The sequence below is a fragment of the Streptomyces sp. NPDC041135 genome, from assembly GCF_055592085.1.
On the sequence record NZ_JBVIYZ010000004.1, the window covers coordinates 477,173 to 493,439 of the forward strand.

The following is a 16,267-nucleotide window of genomic DNA, read 5'->3' on the forward strand; positions in this document are numbered from 1 at the left end:
TCGACGGGAGATACGAGGAAGTCGTCCGAGGTGATCGTCCGGCCTCGGACGCCCTGACTACCGCTCGAACCCCGCGAAGGTTGCGGACCGCCCGGGTAAAGAATTGATAACGCATCGCATTATCAGGTGTGGATAAAAACGGGCAAACGGCGTTCGGTCCGAGTCCGGTCCGGGTCCCTGCCGAATCCTTCCGCCCCGGTGTTCCCAAGGGTTCCCCGCCGCCCCGGGACGACCGTGCGCGCCCCCGTGCGCACCGGCGCCGCGTCGCTGCCCGGGTGACCCGGCCGGGTGACGGCCCGAACTACTGCCCGGTCACGATCCGCACGGCGTCCAGGGAGGCCGCACCGCCCCCGGCGCGCCCGGGGTTCCGCGCGTCCCCGGCGTCCCCCTTCTCCGAGGCGTTCCCCGGGTCCGGGGCGTTCCCCGTCGCGGAGGCGTCGGCCGGGCCGGCCGCCCGCCACCGGCCGAGGGTGCTGCCGGCCTCCCACACCCGCCCGGCGTACGACACGCGCCGGATCTGCAGCGCCGAGGCGTTGGCGACCGCCCAGTGCGCCAGCTGCCAGCCCCGCTGCCGCTCCGGGCGCCCCGCCGCGTCCCGCCGCCCGCCCGGGGACACCGGCACGGTCACCGTCCGGCCGCGCGCCGTGGCGGTCACGCTCGGGGACGGCGACGGCGACGCCACCCGGGTGCCGCCCACCACCGCGCCGGTCTCCTGGAGCGCGTCCCGGCCGAAGTCCCGCACCAGCGCCGCCCGCACCGCGTCCGGACCGGTCGCCGGGCCCCCGGCGGCCGCGCCCGCGGCCGCGGCGGTGGCGGTGCTCGTGGTGGCCGGCCGCCCGTCACAGCTGAGGGTGGCCGCCGCGTGCCCGGTCAGCGCCGCCGACAGCAGTGCGGCGTCCGCCTCGTGCTTGGCGTACGCCTCCGGGTAGCCGCTGCGCTGTACCCGCTGCGCCGCCACGGTCAGCGGCAGCCGCGGGTAGTCGGGCACCTCGGCCAGGTGCGCGTAGAAGATGCCTGCCGCGTACGCCGGGTCCATGATCTGCCGCGCGGTGCCCCAGCCCTGGGACGGCCGCTGCTGGAACAGCCCCAGCGAGTCCCGGTCGCCGTGCCCGATGTTGCGCAGCCCCGACTCCTGGAGCGCGGTCGCCAGCGCGATGGTCACCGCCCGCTGCGGCATGCCCCGCCCGGTGCCGACGGCGGCGATCGTCGCGGCGTTCACCGCCTGCTCGGGCGTGAACTCGTACGACTCCCCGTCCGCGGTCCCCGAGACCACCTCGCAGCCGTGCGGACCGGCGCCGCCGGTGAGGTACTGCACCACGAGATAGCCGGCGACGGCGCACAGGACCAGCAGGGCCGCGGCGAACCGCGTGATGCGGCCGCGACGCCTGGGAGGGAGGGTGGTCGGCTCTGACACGCGTACAAGGTACTGGAGCCCGCCCGGCGGGCGGTGCGGGGACCGCCGGTGCCCACCCCGGCCGGCCGAGCACCTTCGCCGGTGAACCGTCCCGGTCACGGCGCTAGGTCCTGTCGTCACATTCCCGTCGTCCGCCCGGAGGGCGGGGCAGACGGGAATGTGGCGACAGGGCCTAGGGTCGTGGCCATGGCCGACACCTCGCTTGACCTCACGCTGGACGCCGCCGCGCTGACCGCCCGGCTCGTCGACTTCCGCTCCGAGAGCGGCACCGAGAAGCCGCTCGCGGACGCGATCGAGGACGCGCTGCGCGCCCTGCCGCACCTCACCGTCGACCGGTACGGCAACAACGTGATCGCCCGCACCCGGCTCGGTCGCGCGGAGCGCGTGATCCTGGCCGGCCACATCGACACCGTCCCGATCGCCGGCAACGTGCCCTCCCGCCTCGACGACGACGGCGTGCTGTGGGGCTGCGGCACCTGCGACATGAAGTCGGGCGTCGCGGTCCAGCTGCGCATCGCCGCCACGGTCCCGGCACCCAACCGCGACCTGACCTTCGTCTTCTACGACAACGAGGAGGTCGCCGCCGACCTCAACGGCCTCAAGCACGTCTCCGAGGCGCACCCGGAGTGGCTGGAGGGCGACTTCGCGGTCCTGCTGGAGCCCTCCGACGGCGAGGTCGAGGGTGGCTGCCAGGGCACCCTGCGCGTGCTGCTGAGGACGGCGGGCGAGCGGGCCCACTCGGCACGCGGCTGGATGGGCGCCAACGCGATCCACGCCGCCGCCCCGATCCTGGCCCGCCTGGCGGCCTACGAGCCCCGCTACCCGGTCATCGACGGCCTGGAGTACCGCGAGGGCCTGAACGCGGTGGGCATCTCCGGCGGCGTGGCCGGCAACGTCATCCCCGACGAGTGCGTCGTCACCGTCAACTTCCGCTACGCGCCCGACCGCAGCGAGGAGGAGGCGATCGCCCACGTGCGCGAGGTCTTCGCGGACTGCGGGGTCGCGGAGTTCGTCGTGGACGACCACAGCGGTGCCGCCCTGCCCGGCCTCTCCCACCCGGCCGCGGCCGCCTTCACCGAGGCGGTCGGCGGCACCCCGCGGCCCAAGTACGGCTGGACGGACGTCTCCCGTTTCTCCGCCCTCGGCATCCCGGCGGTCAACTATGGCCCCGGCAACCCGCACTTGGCCCACAAGCGGGACGAACGCGTCGACACGGCGAAGATCCTGGCGGGCGAGGAGCGGCTGCGCGCCTGGCTCACCCGGTGAGGAACCGCCCGGCGCCGCACGGCGGACACGCCGACGTCCCCCCGCCGTAACCCGCGTAGATCTACGCTGAGACGGAACGTCGGCAAGCGGAGGGAGCGCACATGGCTACCGGGAACCCCGAGGGCAAGAAGCAGCCGCCGGAGGAGCAGCGCCTGGGGCCGGTCCTCCGGCGACGCGGACAGGTGACGAAGAGCACGACCGACCAGCGTCTGCTGGACGAGCGCGCCCCCACCGACTGGGTGCACACCGACCCCTGGCGGGTCCTGCGCATCCAGTCGGAGTTCATCGAGGGCTTCGGCACCCTGGCCGAACTTCCGCCCGCGATCAGCGTGTTCGGGTCCGCGCGGACACCGGTGGACTCGCCCGAGTACGACGCCGGGGTGCGCCTGGGCCGGGGTCTGGTCGAGGCGGGCTTCGCGGTGATCACCGGCGGCGGTCCCGGCGCCATGGAGGCGGCCAACAAGGGCGCCTGCGAGGCGGGCGGCACGTCGGTCGGCCTCGGCATCGAACTGCCGTTCGAGCAGGGCCTCAACCAGTACGTCGACATCGGGCTGAACTTCCGGTACTTCTTCGTCCGCAAGATGATGTTCGTGAAGTACGCGCAGGGCTTCGTGGTCCTGCCCGGCGGGCTCGGCACCCTCGACGAACTCTTCGAGGCGCTCACCCTCGTCCAGACCCAGAAGGTCACCCGCTTCCCCATCGTCCTGTTCGGCACCGAGTACTGGGGCGGCCTCATCTCCTGGCTGAAGGACACCCTGATCGCCCAGGGCAAGGCCGCGGAGAAGGACCTGCTGCTCTTCCACGTCACCGACGAGGTCGACGAGGCGGTGGCCCTGGTGTCGAAGGAGGCCGGCCGGTAGGACCGCCCCGCCCCCCCCGGGCGGCGAGCCCGGGGCCGGGGCCGGGGCCGGGGGCCGGCCCTACGCCAGTCCCCGGCGGGCGACCGCGGGCGGCCGGTGCCCGGCGATGGAGGCCACCATGTCGAGCACCTGCCGGGTCTCGGCCACCTCGTGCACCCGGTACACCTGGGCGCCCAGCCAGGCCGACACCGCGGTCGTCGCCAGCGTCCCGACGAGCCGCTCCGTGACCGGCCGGTCCAGCGTCTCGCCCACGAAGTCCTTGTTGGACAGCGACACCAGCACCGGCCAGCCCGTGGCGGTCATCTCGCCGAGCCGCCGCGTCGCCTCCAGGCTGTGCCGGGTGTTCTTGCCGAAGTCGTGCCCGGGGTCGATCAGCACCGACTCCCGCGGCACCCCCAGCGCCACGGCCCGCTCGGCCAGCCCCAGGGTCACCCGCAGGATGTCCGCCACGACGTCGTCGTAGGCCACCCGGTGCGGCCGGGTACGCGGCTGCGCGCCCCCCGCGTGCGTGCACACCAGCCCCGCCCCGTACCGCGCGGCGACCTCCGCAAGTCCCGGGTCGACGCCGCCCCACGCGTCGTTCAGCAGGTCGGCCCCGGCCTCGCAGACCGCCTCGCCCACCTCGGCCCGCCAGGTGTCCACGCTGATGACCACCTCGGGGAACCGCCGCCGCACCTCGGCGACGAACCCGACCGTGCGGCGGGCCTCCTCCTCGGCGGTGACCTCCTCGCCCGGCCCGGCCTTCACCCCGCCGATGTCGATGATCGCGGCGCCCTCGGCCACGGCCTGCTCCACGCGCGCGAGCGCCGGTTCGTCACGGAAGGTGGCTCCCCGGTCGTAGAAGGAGTCGGGGGTCCGGTTCACGATCGCCATGATCACCGGCTCGTGCGGCCCGAATTCCCGCCGTCCCAGCCTGAGCATCCCCTGTGACCTCTCCTAGTGCGTCCGCCGCATCGACCGCCTGCGACCCTAACTGTCCCATCCGCATGGCACGATCGGACCCGCACACCTTGCCAACGAGCAGTACCGAGCGTGGGGACCCAGCGATGGTCATGTTCTTGTTCCTGGTCGTCGCGCTCGTCGTCGTCGTCGCCGCGGTGACACTCGCGGTGCTGGGCGGCGGCGAGAGCGGCCCGCTGCCGGAGGCGGCGCCCGAGCGGCTGCACGACCCGCTGCCGCCCGACCGGCCGGTGGGCCGGGCGGACGTGGAGAGCCTGCGCTTCCCGGTCACCGTCCGCGGCTACCGCATGGCGGACGTCGACGACGCGCTCGGCCGGGTCGCCGCCGAACTCGCCGAGCGGGACGCCCGCATCGCCGACCTGGAGTCCGCGCTGGCCGGCGCCCGGGCCGCCGTGCAGGCCCGCACCGAGCGGTCCGACCGGTTCGACCGGCCGGCGCCGGAGGAGCGGAGTTGAGCGGCGCCGCCCTCGCCGGGCCCGACGGGGTGCGCCGCTGCCCCTGGGCGCTGTCCACCGAGGACTACGTGACCTACCACGACCAGGAGTGGGGCCGCCCGGTCCACGGCGACGACGCGCTGTTCGAGCGGCTCAGCCTGGAGGCGTTCCAGTCGGGCCTGTCCTGGATCACGATCCTGCGCCGCCGCCCGGGCTTCCGGGCCGCCTTCGCCGGCTTCCGCGTCGAGAAGGTCGCGGCCTTCACCGAGACCGACCGCGACCGCCTGCTGGCCGACACCGGCATCATCCGCAACCGCGCCAAGATCGACGCGACCCTCGCCAACGCGCGCGTGCTCGCCGAGTGGGCCCCGGGCGAGCTGGACACCCTGATCTGGTCCCACGCCCCCGACCCGGCCGGCCGCCCGGTCCCCAGGACCCTCGCGGACGTGCCCGCGATCACCCCGGAGTCGACGGCGCTGTCGAAGGCGCTGAAGAAGCGCGGCCTGCGCTTCGTCGGCCCGACGACGGCGTACGCGCTGATGCAGGCGTGCGGGCTGGTCGACGACCACCTGGAAGGGTGCGTCGCCCGGACCGGCCCGCGCCCGGCCTGAGGGCTCAGCGGCCCAGGTACACCGGCTTCTGCTTGTCGACGAAGGCCTGGACGGCGATCGCGTGGTCCTCGGAGGCGCCCGCGCGCGTCTGGAGTTCGTCCTCCTTCTCCAGCGTCTCCCCGAGGGAGTGCGTCAGGCCGAAGGCCACCGCCTCCTTGAGCGCCGCGTACGCCACCGTCGGGCCCTCGGCCAGCGCCCGCGCCACCTTCTCGGCCTCCGCCCGCAGCTCGGCGGCCGGCACCACCCGGTTGGCGATGCCCAGCTCCAGGGCCTCCTGGGCGCTGATGCCGCGCGGGAAGAGCAGCAGGTCGGCGGCGCGACCCGGACCGACCACCCGGGGCAGCGTCCAGGAGATGCCGGAGTCGGCGGTCAGCGCCACCCCGGCGAACGAGGTGTTGAAGGCGGCGGTGTCCGCGACCACCCGGTAGTCCGCGGCGAGCGCGAAGCCGAAGCCCGCCCCGGCCGCGACGCCGTTCACCGCGGCGACCACCGGCTTCGGCGCCTCCGCCAGCGCGGTCACGATCGGGTTGTAGTGCTCCCTGACCGTGGTCATGGTCCGCCCCGACCCCGTCTCCCGGTCGGCGGCCAGCAGCCCGATGTGCTCCTTGAGGTCCTGGCCCACGCAGAACGCCCGCTCCCCGGCCGCGGTGAGCAGGATCGCCCGTACGGACCCGTCCCCGGCCGCCTCCCGCGCCGCCTCGCGCAGGGCTTCCTTGGCCGCGATGTTCAGCGCGTTCATCGCCTCGGGGCGATTCAGCGTGATCGTCGCGAGCCCGTCGCTCACCTCGTAGAGCACGGTGTCGGCCATGGCGCATCCCCTCCGGTTCGCGGCTGCGGCGTACCGCTCGGTACGCCTGGTCCGAGGGACAGCATGGCGGAGATCACCGGTCGCGGGCCGCACCGGACGTGTGACCTGCGTCAAACAATTACGGCGGGCGCCCGGGCGGCCGGGGACCGTGCGGCGGCGAAGTATCGCAGTCACATCCCCGAATTGAGTGGTTTTGCTCGCGCGCGTTGCCCAAGCGATGCCGACTGATGTTGGTCATCGGGTCCTGAGATGCGGGATAATGGCTTGGAAGCAATGTGTTCGATGCCGGTGTCGTGCGTCCCGCCAGGATGCGCGTGCCCTTTCTGGGCCGTCGGCAGACGATGAGCTGGTTTCAGGAAGGGGAACGAGCATGGCGGCCATGAAGCCGCGAACGGGTGATGGCCCGCTCGAGGTGACCAAGGAGGGGCGGGGCATCGTCATGCGCGTTCCGCTCGAAGGCGGCGGTCGACTCGTCGTCGAGCTGACCCCCGACGAGGCCGAGGCGCTTGGGGACGCCCTCAAGAAGGTCGTCGTCTGACGCGCACGCGACCCTTGTCCGTCCGGCTGCCCCGGTACCGCTCGCGGTACCGGGGCAGCCGCGTTCCCGGCGACGGCGGCCCGCGGCGGCAGGTGAGGGGGACGCGGGGGTGAAGGGTGCCGGGCGGGATCAGCGCTTGACGGCGCAGAGCAGGCCGTCGCCCACCGGTAGCAGCGAGGTCACCAGTTCCTGGCTCTCCCGGACGGTGCGCAGCAGCTCCCGCAGCCGCAGCACCTCCGTCGGCTGCGGTCCCGAGTCGACCGTGCGGCCGTTGGCGAAGACGCCCTCGAAGACCACCACACCGCCCGGCCGCAGCAGCCGCAACGATTCAGCGAGGTAGTCCGAGTACTCCTGGCGGTCCCCGTCGCAGAAGACGAGGTCGTACCCGGCGTCCGCGAGGCGGGGCAGCACGTCCAGGGCGCGGCCCGGGATGAAGCGGGCCCGGTTGCTGGCGAAGCCGCAGGCACGGAAGGCCTGCCGGGCGGACTGCTGGTGCTCGGGCTCCGGGTCGACGGTCGTGAGCACCCCGTCCGGGCGCATCCCGTGCAGCAGGTGGATCCCGGACACCCCGCAGCCGGTACCGATCTCGGCGACCGCCTTCGCGTCCACGGACGCGGCGAGCACCCGCAGCGCGGCGCCCGTGCCGGGCGACACCGAGCGCAGCCCTGCCTCACGGGCCCGGTCACGGGCCCAGTGCAGCGCTTCGTCCTCGGCGACAAAGGCGTCGGCGAACGCCCAGCTCGTCTGCCGGTTGCCGGTAATGACCCTCTCCTGTCCCCATGGTTGCCTGGGCGTGACTGTATCCGTTGCCGTCGGGAACCCGCAGATGGGACCGGGCGTTAAAAGGGTTGCAGGGACGGCCGGCGACGCGACGGGGGGCGAGGGGTGGATCAGGACGCCGAGCAGGTGCCGATCGGGCCGGACGAGCCGTCCAGGTGGCGATCAAATTCTCGTAAAACCGCTTATCCGGAGCTAACGGGCGAGGTGGCTATGGTAGGGGCTCCGCTGGACACCACCAGAGCCGACAGGGGAGGTGCGGCCGCGCCCGTGGATCGGGGAGGAGTGCTGCGGCGCTTCCTCGGATCGGCAGGCAGGCCGAGATCCGTGAACGACACCGCTGCTGACCACCACGCCGCGGAGCCTGCCGCAGGCGACGCCCAGACCGCGACCTTCGCCACCGACGCGGACGGGCAGGCGTGGACTCCGCCCACCTGGGAGGAGATCGTCAGCACGCACAGCGGCCGGGTCTACCGGCTCGCCTACCGGCTGACGGGCAACCAGCACGACGCCGAGGACCTCACCCAGGAGGTCTTCGTCCGCGTCTTCCGCTCGCTGTCGACGTACACGCCGGGCACCTTCGAGGGCTGGCTGCACCGCATCACCACCAACCTGTTCCTGGACATGGTCCGGCGCAGGCAGCGCATCCGCTTCGACGCCCTCGGCGAGGACGCGGCCGAGCGGCTGCCCAGCAGGGAGCCGAACCCGCAGCAGTTGTTCAACGACGCCCACTTCGACGCGGACGTCCAGCAGGCCCTCGACACCCTCGCGCCCGAGTTCCGCGCCGCGGTCGTCCTGTGCGACATCGAAGGACTGTCCTACGAGGAGATCGCCGCGACCCTGGGCGTGAAGCTCGGCACGGTCCGCTCCCGTATCCACCGCGGCCGCTCCCAGCTCCGCAAGGCCCTCGCCCACCGCTCGCCCGAGGCGCGCGCCGCCGAGCGGCGCTCCTTCGTCCCCCGTGTCCCCGCTCTGGGAGGAGGGGGCGCGACCGCGTGAGCCGATCATGGCCTGAACCTGCCGAGAAGCAACTGGCAGAGGAGCATCTGGGAGACCGCCTCTCCGCCCTGGTGGACGGAGAACTGGGTCACGAGTCGCGCGAGCGGGTCCTCGCCCACCTGGCCACCTGCGCCAGGTGCCGGGCGGAGGCGGACGCCCAGCGCCGGCTGAAGAACGTCTTCGCCGAGGCGGCCCCGCCGCCGCCCTCGGAGAGCTTCCTGGCCCGCCTCCAGGGCCTGCCCGGCGGAGGCGGCTTCGAGGGCACCGGCCCGGCGCCCGGCGGCGCGGGGCTGTCCGGCCGGGGCCCCGGCGCCGGGGTCTTCGGCGCGGGACGCGAGGAGCGCTTCGAGTTCGGTTACGTCCCCGCCCGCCCGCACACCCCGGCCGTGCCCCACGACCGCGGTTTCCGCATCCACGCCGTCGGGCGCCCGGACGCCGACCGCCCCGCCTCGCGCGGGATGCGGTTCGCGTTCGTCGCCGCGGGCGCGGTGTCGCTGGCGGCCGTCGCCCTCGGCGGCGTGACCACCGGTATGCCGGGCGCCGCGGGCCCGGACGCGCGCGGCGGTGCGGGCGCGGGCAGCAACGTGACGCCGAGCGGCCCGGCGGGCACCGGCCCGGCGGCGACGTCCGCGACCCAGCGCCGCCGCTCCGGCGGACCGCTGCTCGCCCAGGACACGCTGCTCGGCGCGGCCCCGGTGGCGCCGACCTCGGTGTCCGCGCCGCTGCTGCCCGGCATGCCGCCCCCGGCCGGCCCCGATCCCGTGCGCGGGCTGACGGCACCGGTGACGGCCGGCGCGGCCGTCATGTCCCCGCTCATACCTCCGCTGACCGCCACCTCGCCGTTCGCCCTGACCTCCTACTCCACGGCCCCCGAGGTGCGCGGCCCCGCCCCGCTGTCCACCGCCCTGCCCGACACGGCGTCCGGCTCCGCGGCTTCCTCCGCCACCCCCTGAGCGCCCGCTGCCCCGCGGCGCCCGAACCTGGTTGAATCCTGTGAGGCGCGCCCGGGCCGGGACCCGGGCGCGAGGGCCCGGCCAGCTGTGGGGAGCGTATGAACGAGGGGAACCCGCCGGGACCGGCGCAGACGGGCGAGGCACCGGACGGGGACGGACGGCCGCCGCGGCCCGCCGGCCCGGAGGGCGACTTCGAGCTGGCGCGGCCGGCCACCGCTGCCCGCACGCCCGCGGAGGGCGCCGGCACCGTGCCGTCCGCCGAGCGTCCCCGTCCGCTGCACGCCCCCGATCCCTACAGCACCCCGCCCTACGGCGAGCCGGGCCCCTGGGCGTCCGCCCCGCCGGTCCAGCACCCGGCGGCCGCCCAGGCCACTCCGGCCCGCGGCACCTCGATCCCGGGCCCGTCCTCCGAAGCACCGGCACCGGCGCCGCCCCTCGCGCAGACACCGGCGCACCCGGCCGTCCCGGGCCCCGCGCCCGAGGCACCGGCCCCCGCCACCCCTCCCGCCGCCGCAGCCCCGCCGGCGGCCCCCTGGCAGCGTTACGACCCCTGGGCGGCCCCGGCCCCGGCCCCCGCGCCCGGTCCGGTGCACGCCCCCTTCCAGCAGACCGGTGCGGCCGTCCTCACCCCGCCTCAGCGGCGCCGCCGGGCCGTGCGGGCCCTGGCGGGCGGCGCCCTGGTGCTGGCGCTCGTCTCGGGCGGCGTGGGCGGCGTGGTCGGCGCCTGGCTGGAGCGCACCGGCGGGCTGGCCGAGGTCCACCTGCCACAGGCCGGGAAGGAGCCCTCCGGACGGGCGCCGGACAGCGTTGCCGGGATCGCCGCGAAGGCCCTGCCCAGCGTCGTCACGCTGCACGTGAGCGGCGCCGACGAGCAGGACACCGGCACCGGCTTCGTCCTCGACACCCGCGGCCACATCCTCACCAACAACCACGTCGTCGCCGCCGCGGCGGGAGGCGGCCGGATCACGGTGGCGTTCAGCAGCGGTGACACCGCCACCGCGGAGGTGGTCGGCCGGGACAGCGGCTACGACCTCGCCGTCGTCCAGGTGAGCGGTGTCCACGGGCTGACCCCGCTGCCGCTCGGCAACTCCGACAACGTCCAGGTCGGCGACCCGGTGGTCGCCATCGGCGCGCCCTTCGACCTGGCCGACACCGTCACCTCCGGCATCATCAGCGCCAAGGACCGGCCCATCACGGCGGGCGGCGCGGAGGGCGACGCCGGCGACGTGTCATACGTGGACGCCCTCCAGACCGACGCGCCCATCAACCCGGGCAACTCCGGCGGCCCGCTGCTCGACACCCGGGCCCGCGTCATCGGGATCAACTCCGCGATCCGCTCCGCGGGCGGCGCCACCGGCACGGAGAGCGGCCAGTCCGGCTCGATAGGGCTCGGCTTCGCGATCCCGGTCAACCAGGCCAGGCGGGTCGCCGAGGAGCTGATCAACACCGGCCGGGCGACCCACCCGGTCATCGGCGTCACCCTCGACATGGACTACTCCGGCGACGGCGCCCGCATCGGCGGCGGCAGCGCCGGCCGGCCCTCCGTCACCCGGGGCGGCCCCGGCGACCGGGCGGGCCTGGAGGCGGGCGACGTCATCACCGAGGTCGACGGCCGGCCGGTGCACTCCGGGCAGGAACTGATCGTCCGCACCCGCGCCCGCCGCCCCGGCGACCGGCTGGCCCTGACCGTGGAGCGCGACGGCGCACGGCGCCACGTCTCGCTGGTGCTGGGCTTCTCGGACCGGGACTGAACCGGTCCGGGCCCGGACCGGACTGACGGATAGCTCACAGGGCGGGGCCCCGCGCCGGGCCCCCCATGGCAAACAACGCGAAAAAGCACGCCCCGTACCCACTCGGACACCTTGGGGCGGTACCGGTCGCACGGGTGCGCCGGGTACCGTTGAGCGACCGAGGACATCGCAAGGAGCTTCAGGTGTTCAATGACATAGGACTACCCGAGCTGGTGACGATCGTCGTGCTCGGCGTGCTCGTCTTCGGTCCGGACAAGCTTCCCAATGTCATCCAGGACGTGATGCGCACGATCCGGAAGATCCGGGAGTTCTCGGAGAGCGCCAAGGAGGACATCCGCAGCGAGCTGGGTCCGGAGTTCAAGAACTTCGAGTTCGAGGACCTCAACCCCAAGACGTTCCTGCGCAAGCAGCTGGACAGCGACGACCTGGGGCTGAAGGAGATCCGCAACGGCTTCGACCTGAAGAAGGAGATGGCCGAGGTCACGGAGGCGATCCAGAGCGGCGCCGCCGCGGACTCCGCCGCCTCGTCAGCCGCCCCGTCCGGCGCCGCCGTCGACATGACCAAGAAGCCCCAGAGCGCGATCGAGAGCCCGGCCTTCGACGCGGACGCGACCTAGTCCGTCCGGCCCGCCGCCCGCGTACCTCCGTCCGGGCCACTGCCGACGCCCCACCCCGCGCACGTGACGTATGTCATAGCGCCATACGTGCTGCGCACGGCCTGAACGGTCCTCCGCGCGACCCACCCGCCGGGCGCTTTCCCTGCCGCTCCCGGCGGTGTGGATATGCTGCCGAGTTGTTGTGCGGACCGGGCGAGTACGCCCGAAGGGGGGCGGGCCGCCCCGGTCCGACGAGAGCGAGGAGGCGTCCGGGCAGATGGAGACGACAAGTCGGGTGGGCGCACAGGCGTCGGCCGCGGAGGGCGGACCGCAGGACCCCTCCGCCCGGCGCGCGGTCGACGGTTACCTCGAGGCGCCCTTCCCCTGGTACGGCCTCGACGAGGCCTTCACGGGCCCGCGCTGGCTGATGCAGGTCGGTACGGCGGCGGACGGTGCCGTCGAGCACGGGTCGATCGGGCACGGTGACGAGCCCTCCGTGCGCAACGAGCACGTCGCCGGGGCCGCGAACGACGCCCGGGAGAAGTTCGCTGTGGTCGTCACCGTCGCGGCCAACCCCGTTCGGCGCAGCGCCGACGGCACGGGCGTGCTGGAGGCCACGTCGGTGTCCTCGGCGGCCTGGCTGGCGGGCGTGGGGCTGCTGTCCTTCACCTGGCCCGGCCAGATGGACCACAGCCTGCGCGACGACTGGCTGGACCAGCAGACCGAGACGGCGTGGGCGCTGGCCGACGACCTGGCCGGGCCGGAGTGGTCGACGCTGTCCCTGCCGGTGGACGGGGTCCCGGTGCCGTTCCACTACCGGGAGTCCGAGTTCGGGTGGGTGCTCGCCGGCTCCACCGAGGGGGGCGTGCACCTGGGCGCCTACGGGCGCGGCATGAGCGCGTACGGGCTCGGCTTCGCGACGGTCAAGGACATCGGCGCCTACGCCTGACCCGGGCGGGCGCGGAGACGCGGAAGGGGCGCCGGTGGGAACCGGCGCCCCTTCGTCGCACCCGAACGGACAGGCCCTGTCCTGGCGTGCGGGGTCAGAACTTGTTGCGCGGGGTGATTCCCAGGGACAGGCCGGACAGGCCCCGCTGGCGGCCGCCCAGCTTGCCCGCGATGGCCCGCAGCGCCGCGCCCGCCGGGGACTCGGGGTCGGACAGGACCACGGGCCTGCCCTCGTCGCCGCCCTCGCGCAGCCGGACGTCGATCGGGATGCTGCCGAGGACCGGAACGCTCGCGCCGGTCGTCCGGGTCAGGCCGTCCGCCACGGTCTGGCCGCCGCCGGTGCCGAAGACGTCGACCATCTCGCCGCAGTGCGGGCAGGGCAGGCCGGACATGTTCTCGACCACGCCGACGATCTTCTGGTGGGTCTGCACGGCGATGGAGCCCGCGCGCTCGGCGACCTCCGCGGCGGCCTGCTGCGGCGTCGTCACGACGAGGATCTCGGCGTTCGGCACCAGCTGGGCCACCGAGATCGCGATGTCACCGGTGCCGGGCGGCAGGTCCAGCAGCAGCACGTCGAGGTCGCCCCAGTAGACGTCCGCCAGGAACTGCTGGAGGGCGCGGTGCAGCATCGGGCCGCGCCAGACGACCGGGGCGTTGCCCGGGGTGAACATGCCGATGGAGATGACCTTCACGCCGTTCGCCGACGGCGGCATGATCATGTTCTCGACCTGGGTCGGACGGCCGTCGGCGCCCAGCATCCGGGGCACCGAGTGGCCGTAGATGTCGGCGTCGACGACACCGACCTTCAGGCCGTCCGCCGCCATCGCCGCCGCCAGGTTCACCGTCACCGAGGACTTGCCGACGCCGCCCTTGCCGGAGGCGACCGCGTAGACCCGGGTGAGGCTGCCGGGCTTGGCGAAGGGGACCTCGCGCTCGGTCTGGCCGCCGCGCAGGGCGGTCGCCAGCTCCTTGCGCTGCTCGTCGCTCATCACGTCGAGCGTGACGCCGACCCCGGTGACGCCCTCGACGCCGGAGACCGCCTCGGTCACCCGTTGCGTGATCGTCTCCCGCATGGGGCAGCCGGAGACCGTCAGGTACACGGTGACCGCGACCGCCCCGTCCGCGCCGATCTCCACCGACTTGACCATCCCCAGTTCGGTGATGGGTCGGTTGATCTCGGGGTCGTTCACCGTCGCCAGCGCGTCGCGCACCGCGTCTTCCGTAACCATAAGGACGATGGTACGGCGCCCGCGGCCACCTCCGGGTAGCCCCTCAGCGGTCGTCTGCGTCACGTCCCGGAGGCGGTTGCGGGCGCTCTGCCCGTTCCGTCCGCTCCGCCGCGACCCTGACGTGCCCGTCGTGGCGCCGTCTGTCCTCCAGCTCCTTCACCAGGTCCTGAAGCTCGGAGCGGATCCAGTCGCGGGTCGCCACCTCGCCCAGGCCCATGCGCAGCGCCGCCACCTCCCGGGTCAGGTACTCGGTGTCCGCGATCGACCGCTCGTTCTGCTTGCGGTCCTGCTCCAGGTTGACCCGGTCGCGGTCGTCCTGCCGGTTCTGCGCGAGCAGGATCAGCGGGGCCGCGTAGGAGGCCTGGAGGGACAGCATCAGGGTCAGGAAGATGAACGGGTACTGGTCGAAGCGCAGGTGGCGGGGTGCGGCGATGTTCCACACCACCCACGCGATGATCACGATCGTCATCCAGACGATGAACCGGCCGGTGCCCAGGAAACGGGCGATCCGCTCCGACAGCCGCCCGAAGGCCTCCGGGTCCCACTCGGGCACCAGCCGGCGCCGGGGCGGGCGCGGCTGGTCGAGGCGGGGCACGCGGGGCCGGGCGGCGGCCGTGGCGCCCGCCGGGGTGCGTTCGCGGCCGCTCTCGCGCTCAGGAGCCATGGAGACCCTCCCCGGCGGCCGCGTCCCCGGTCCCGTCCAGGTGGAACTCGGTCTCCCGCCAGTCGTCGGGCAGCATGTGGTCGAGGACGTCGTCCACGGTGACCGCGCCCACCAGCGACCCGGCCTCGTCGACCACCGGCGCCGCCACCATGTCGTAGGTGGCGAAGAACCCGGCGATGAGCGGCAGGTTCGCGCCCGGGGCGAGGGGTTGCAGATCGTCGTCGACGAGCGAGCTGACCAGGGTGTACGGCGGGTCGCGCAGCAGCCGCTGGAAGTGCACCGTCCCGAGGTACTTGCCGGTCGGCGTCTCGTCGGGCGGGCGGCAGACGTAGACCTGCGCGGCGAGGGCCGGGGACAGGTCGGGGTTGCGGACCCGGGCCAGGGCGTCGGCGACGGTCGCGTCCGGGCGCAGCACGATCGGCTCGGTCGTCATCAGACCGCCGGCGGTGTGCTCCTCGTAGGACATCAGCCGCCGCATCTCGGCCGCGTCCGCGGGCTGCATCAGGCTCAGCAGCCGCTCCTTGTCCGCCTCCGGCAGCTCGCCGAGCAGGTCGGCGGCGTCGTCGGGGTCCATCGCCTCCAGGACGTCGGCCGCGCGCTCCTCCTTGAGCTTGCCGAGGATCTCGATCTGGTCGTCCTCCGGCAGCTCCTCCAGGACGTCGGCGAGCCGGTCGTCGTCGAGGGCGGCGGCGACCTCGGCGCGGCGCTTGGCGGAAAGGTGGTGCAGGACGTTGGCCAGGTCGGCCGGGCGCAGCTGCTCGAAGGTGGCGAGCAGGCTCTCGGCGCCCTGCCCGTGCTCCTCCAGCGAGAACCCGGTGACCGCCGACCACTCCACGGTCAGCGTCTCGCCCCTGGCCCGCCGGAAGGCGCCGCCCTTCCTGCCCTTGCGCACGAAGACCCGGTCGATCTCCCAGTCCCGGCGGGCGGGCAGCTGCTGCACCGACAGGTCCAGCACGGTGACCTCCTCGCCGGTCTCGACGAGCGTGACGCGCCGGTCCAGCAGCTCACCGAAGACCAGGCGTTCGGTGGGCCGCGCCTCGAAGCGGCGGACGTTGAGCACCCCGGTGGTGATGACCTGGCCGGACTCGACGCCGGTCACCCGGGTCATGGGCAGGAAGATGCGGCGCCGGGTGGACAGCTCGACGACCAGTCCGAGCAGCCGCGGGGGCCGCCGCCCGACGCGCAGCATGACGACCAGGTCCCGCACGCGGCCCACCTGGTCGCCGCTCGGGTCGAAGACGGGGACCCCGGCGAGGTGCGAGACGAAGACCCGGGGGGCGCCGGCTGCCATGGCTGTGCTTCCTTTACCTGTGACCTGCTCGGTTACCGCACTCATGTGTTCCGAATGGCCCGCTGGGGTGGGCTTCAGGCTAGCCCGTACCGATCGGCCGTGCCTGGGCGGGCGGTCCGGACGGTCCGGCTCCGCTCCCACCGGGTCGCCCCGGTACGCTGCCGTACG

At 74.1% G+C, this 16,267-nt stretch carries 17 protein-coding genes; 10 read left to right on the forward strand and 7 right to left on the reverse strand.

What is annotated here, in order from left to right:
- Positions 1-301 precede the first annotated feature (301 nt).
- Positions 302-1,414 carry a VldE C-terminal domain-containing protein gene (locus ACZ6CZ_RS13290; protein WP_469018974.1) on the reverse strand — a complete coding sequence of 371 codons (1,113 nt, stop codon included), beginning with the start codon at positions 1,412-1,414 and terminating at the stop codon, positions 302-304.
- 186 nt (positions 1,415-1,600) lie between these two features.
- Here ACZ6CZ_RS13290 and dapE point away from each other — a divergent pair, with 186 nt between their 5' ends.
- Both dapE and ACZ6CZ_RS13300 read left to right on the forward strand, forming a co-directional pair.
- On the forward strand, positions 1,601-2,680 hold the full coding sequence (gene dapE / locus ACZ6CZ_RS13295; protein ID WP_469018977.1) for a succinyl-diaminopimelate desuccinylase: 1,080 nt from the start codon (positions 1,601-1,603) through the stop codon (positions 2,678-2,680).
- 101 nt (positions 2,681-2,781) lie between these two features.
- A complete protein-coding gene (locus ACZ6CZ_RS13300) occupies positions 2,782-3,540 on the forward strand; it encodes an LOG family protein (protein ID WP_469018978.1) in 759 nt (252 codons plus the stop codon).
- Positions 3,541-3,600: 60 nt separating this feature from the next.
- Here ACZ6CZ_RS13300 and folP read toward each other — a convergent pair whose 3' ends face one another.
- Positions 3,601-4,461 (reverse strand): dihydropteroate synthase, encoded by an 861-nt coding sequence (folP, locus tag ACZ6CZ_RS13305; RefSeq protein ID WP_469018980.1) that lies wholly within the window; start codon positions 4,459-4,461, stop codon positions 3,601-3,603.
- Positions 4,462-4,586: 125 nt separating this feature from the next.
- Here folP and ACZ6CZ_RS13310 point away from each other — a divergent pair, with 125 nt between their 5' ends.
- Together ACZ6CZ_RS13310 and ACZ6CZ_RS13315 are read left to right on the forward strand one after the other, a co-directional pair.
- Positions 4,587-4,955, forward strand: coding sequence for a DivIVA domain-containing protein (locus tag ACZ6CZ_RS13310; protein WP_469018983.1), 369 nt, complete (start codon positions 4,587-4,589; stop codon positions 4,953-4,955).
- The gene (locus ACZ6CZ_RS13315; RefSeq protein WP_469018984.1) at positions 4,952-5,545 is read left to right on the forward strand and encodes a DNA-3-methyladenine glycosylase I; all 594 of its coding nucleotides are present in this window, start codon (positions 4,952-4,954) and stop codon (positions 5,543-5,545) included. Before ACZ6CZ_RS13310 ends, ACZ6CZ_RS13315 begins: the two co-directional genes overlap by 4 nt.
- A 4-nt stretch (positions 5,546-5,549) precedes the next feature.
- On the opposite strand, the gene chcB is transcribed toward ACZ6CZ_RS13315, so the two are convergent.
- A complete protein-coding gene (chcB, locus tag ACZ6CZ_RS13320) occupies positions 5,550-6,353 on the reverse strand; it encodes a 2-cyclohexenylcarbonyl CoA isomerase (RefSeq protein ID WP_469018986.1) in 804 nt (267 codons plus the stop codon).
- Positions 6,354-6,723: 370 nt separating this feature from the next.
- Between chcB and ACZ6CZ_RS13325 the strand changes: the two genes are divergently transcribed.
- Entirely contained in the window at positions 6,724-6,891 is a 168-nt protein-coding gene (locus ACZ6CZ_RS13325; RefSeq protein WP_018544333.1) for a DUF3117 domain-containing protein, read from the forward strand.
- A gap of 129 nt (positions 6,892-7,020) precedes the next feature.
- On the opposite strand, the gene ACZ6CZ_RS13330 is transcribed toward ACZ6CZ_RS13325, so the two are convergent.
- The gene (locus tag ACZ6CZ_RS13330) at positions 7,021-7,719 is read right to left on the reverse strand and encodes an O-methyltransferase (protein WP_469019118.1); all 699 of its coding nucleotides are present in this window, start codon (positions 7,717-7,719) and stop codon (positions 7,021-7,023) included.
- A gap of 234 nt (positions 7,720-7,953) precedes the next feature.
- On the opposite strand from ACZ6CZ_RS13330, the gene sigE reads away from it, so the two are divergent.
- From sigE to ACZ6CZ_RS13355, 5 genes are all read left to right on the forward strand, one after another.
- Entirely contained in the window at positions 7,954-8,667 is a 714-nt protein-coding gene (gene sigE, locus ACZ6CZ_RS13335; RefSeq protein WP_469019120.1) for an RNA polymerase sigma factor SigE, read from the forward strand.
- Positions 8,664-9,620, forward strand: a complete 957-nt coding sequence (locus ACZ6CZ_RS13340) for a zf-HC2 domain-containing protein (RefSeq protein ID WP_469018988.1) — start codon at positions 8,664-8,666, stop codon at positions 9,618-9,620. Before sigE ends, ACZ6CZ_RS13340 begins: the two co-directional genes overlap by 4 nt.
- Before the next feature lie 98 nt (positions 9,621-9,718).
- Positions 9,719-11,371 carry a S1C family serine protease gene (locus ACZ6CZ_RS13345; protein ID WP_469018991.1) on the forward strand — a complete coding sequence of 551 codons (1,653 nt, stop codon included), beginning with the start codon at positions 9,719-9,721 and terminating at the stop codon, positions 11,369-11,371.
- A gap of 182 nt (positions 11,372-11,553) precedes the next feature.
- Positions 11,554-11,988, forward strand: coding sequence for a sec-independent translocase (locus ACZ6CZ_RS13350; RefSeq protein WP_469018994.1), 435 nt, complete (start codon positions 11,554-11,556; stop codon positions 11,986-11,988).
- Between the two features lie 256 nt (positions 11,989-12,244).
- Positions 12,245-12,916 (forward strand): hypothetical protein, encoded by a 672-nt coding sequence (locus ACZ6CZ_RS13355; protein WP_469018997.1) that lies wholly within the window; start codon positions 12,245-12,247, stop codon positions 12,914-12,916.
- A 94-nt stretch (positions 12,917-13,010) separates the two neighbouring features.
- Here the strand turns inward: ACZ6CZ_RS13355 and ACZ6CZ_RS13360 are convergent, their stop codons facing one another.
- From ACZ6CZ_RS13360 to ACZ6CZ_RS13370, 3 genes are read right to left on the reverse strand one after another with little or no spacing between them, the layout of a single operon-like run.
- A complete protein-coding gene (locus ACZ6CZ_RS13360; protein ID WP_469019000.1) occupies positions 13,011-14,144 on the reverse strand; it encodes an Mrp/NBP35 family ATP-binding protein in 1,134 nt (377 codons plus the stop codon).
- A gap of 43 nt (positions 14,145-14,187) precedes the next feature.
- Complete coding sequence (locus ACZ6CZ_RS13365) at positions 14,188-14,808, reverse strand: DUF1003 domain-containing protein (RefSeq protein WP_469019003.1); 621 nt, start codon at positions 14,806-14,808, stop codon at positions 14,188-14,190.
- Complete coding sequence (locus tag ACZ6CZ_RS13370; protein WP_469019006.1) at positions 14,798-16,099, reverse strand: magnesium transporter MgtE N-terminal domain-containing protein; 1,302 nt, start codon at positions 16,097-16,099, stop codon at positions 14,798-14,800. Before ACZ6CZ_RS13370 ends, ACZ6CZ_RS13365 begins: the two co-directional genes overlap by 11 nt.
- Positions 16,100-16,267 lie beyond the last annotated feature (168 nt).